The sequence below is a fragment of the Vibrio anguillarum genome (genome assembly GCF_003390515.1).
Classification (GTDB): domain Bacteria; phylum Pseudomonadota; class Gammaproteobacteria; order Enterobacterales; family Vibrionaceae; genus Vibrio; species Vibrio anguillarum.
In genome coordinates this window covers 3032008-3034418 of the sequence record NZ_CP031479.1, presented here as the reverse complement: position 1 = coordinate 3034418, position 2411 = coordinate 3032008, and the positions used below count along the sequence as shown (strand labels likewise).

The window sequence follows — 2411 nt, the reverse complement described above, 5'->3', positions numbered from 1 at the left end:
CAACAAACCAAGCTTTTGGAACAAACAAGTTCAACGGGCGAAAAATTCAGCAAGTGTGAAATGCTCGATTAGCTTGCTCTTTCGACACTTTGCGCCCGCTCAATTCACAACGCGCCAACACTAAACTTCATTGAGGCAAACAAAGAAATTTGCCTGTTTTACGGTTTGAGTTAGTCACAAATTTGAAGGCGAAAATGCTCATTTGCCGACAGCTCGAAACGAATGGCCGGAGAAATCCCAAAAGATTGAATCCCTAAATTTACCTGAGTTGCATAACGCCCTGTTAAGGTGTGAGCAACGCAATACCAAAGCTCCCGCATACCACCTTAAACACTAAACGCAACGCATAGCAAAAATGCCACGCGTTGCGAATCACTCTTAAACAGTTTGTTATACCACAAACCAGATCCAAAACTTAATTGAGGCAACCCAAGAACCTTGAAAACGATAAATCTCAGATTGTTCAAGAATCCATTTCGACAAGCCAACTTGCCGAAAACACGGAGCGAATTCTCAATAAAATCGTAGAATTAACCTCAAAAACTCATCAAACACATAACGCCCAGTTAAGGGGTGAAGCACGCAATACCGATGTTACCGTATTGCACTTCAACACCGAAACCAACGCATACCAAAAATGCCACGCGTGCTGAATCCCTCTTGAACTGTTTGTTATGAGTTGGGTGTGTCAGTTACAACTTTGCCTTCTCTACTACCTTTAAAGTAATACAATATAAAACCAGACGCAGCAGGAAATAGAACTGCAAATAAGACCAATAGAACTTTGCTACGAGTACGTTTTGCAGATACTGCTACAACAAACGAATAAACGATCATGTGCACGATAAACAACAAAACTAATGTCTTCAAAACCATCTCGAACCAACCCTCGACGGGAAGATAGCTCAAAATGGCTGCCACTAAAAAAGAACCGTAACAACTAATGCCTGCATACTTCTTTATCAACTTAATTACCCCTTAAACTCATAACGCCCGCCTAAGGGGCTGGCAACGCATTACACTAAACTCAAACACAACAACCGTAACCACTTCGGCTCAATGGGACTGGAAACGCCGCGCGTTGACAGTCCCTCTTGAGGCGTTTGTTAGGCGATGATTTATAGCAAACTAATGACCTCGAACAGCGAATACAACACCACAAACTACTAAAAGAACAATAAACCACAATATTGCAGGCATCGGATTTCCATTCTTAGCCTCAGACGCTAAATATGAATTGAACTCTTTTTTACTTTGTTTCCTACCGTGCTTCGTGGACAAATTATGCTGCCCTAAAGGTGTGGTTCCCGACTCAACATATTGTCTCGCTGAAGCTAGTGTTGGTACAGGTCCAAAATCATGAGAACCGTTAGCATCAAGTACAATCCAACCTGAACCTTGTTTTACGATATACCGTCCATCATCAATAGAGTACTTTCCAGCTTGGATTCTAGTTACTTTAGCCAATATTATCTCCTAATCGCCTAACGCCCGGCTAAGGRRATTGAAATTCAGTGTTTACAGTGTGTTTTTTGAGTTCGGCAATGCGTTGTCAACCCCTTAGCCGGGCGTTATGTACTTTTCTAAAATCCTTCCTACAAATCAAACTTGTGCACAGTGTCATTATGCGTTAGTCTTTGTCTATGGATGCACAATGAGACAGTGCAAGTTGCAATGGCATTAGAATTTAAAGATAAGTGGTTAGAGCAGTTTTACGAGGATGATAAACGACATCGTTTAATTCCAAGTAGCATAGAGAATGCTCTATTTCGGAAGCTGGAAATCTTAGATGCAGCTCAAGCTGAATCAGACTTAAGAATTCCACCGGGTAATCGTTTTGAACATCTTGAAGGCAATCTTAAAGGTTGGTGTTCAATTCGAGTGAACAAACAGTATCGTTTGATTTTTCAGTGGGTTGATGGTGTTGCACTAAATACTTACTTAGACCCACATAAGTATTGAGGTAACGACTATGCGTAAGACAAAACGTCGTCCAGTTAGCGTTGGGGAAATGTTAAAAGTTGAATTTCTTGAACCAATGGGCATCACATCAAAAGCGCTCGCTGAAGCGATGGGCGTACACAGAAATACGGTGAGTAATTTGATTAATGGTGGTGTGTTAACAGCTCCGGTAGCAATCAAGTTAGCAGCGGCATTAGGCAACACACCAGAATTTTGGCTTAACATTCAACATGCAGTTGACCTTTGGGATACGAGAAATCGTTATCAAGAAGAAGCAAAGTTTGTAAAGCCGTTGTTTGTTTCGCTGGAACAAAGCGCACGTACATAACAAACGCTTCAAGAGGGACAGCCAACGCGTGGCATTTTTACCATGCGTTGGCTTTTGTAATTACGCATGTTATGCGGCAAGTTGGTAGTGGTGTTGGCTTCCCCTTAAGCGGGCGTTAGGC

Annotated in this window: 3 protein-coding genes; 2 read left to right on the top strand and 1 reads right to left on the bottom strand. The window is 42.0% G+C overall.

Features of this window, described 5'->3' with window-relative positions:
• Window positions 1–1128: 1128 nt before the first annotated feature.
• Window positions 1129–1467, bottom strand: coding sequence for a hypothetical protein (locus DD616_RS16585; protein ID WP_231140398.1), 339 nt, complete (start codon window positions 1465–1467; stop codon window positions 1129–1131).
• A gap of 207 nt (window positions 1468–1674) precedes the next feature.
• Between DD616_RS16585 and DD616_RS16580 the strand changes: the two genes are divergently transcribed.
• Both DD616_RS16580 and DD616_RS16575 read left to right on the top strand, forming a co-directional pair.
• Window positions 1675–1962, top strand: coding sequence for a type II toxin-antitoxin system RelE/ParE family toxin (locus DD616_RS16580; RefSeq protein WP_001162670.1), 288 nt, complete (start codon window positions 1675–1677; stop codon window positions 1960–1962).
• A 10-nt stretch (window positions 1963–1972) separates the two neighbouring features.
• Window positions 1973–2290, top strand: a complete 318-nt coding sequence (locus tag DD616_RS16575; RefSeq protein ID WP_001232701.1) for a HigA family addiction module antitoxin — start codon at window positions 1973–1975, stop codon at window positions 2288–2290.
• Window positions 2291–2411: the final 121 nt, after the last annotated feature.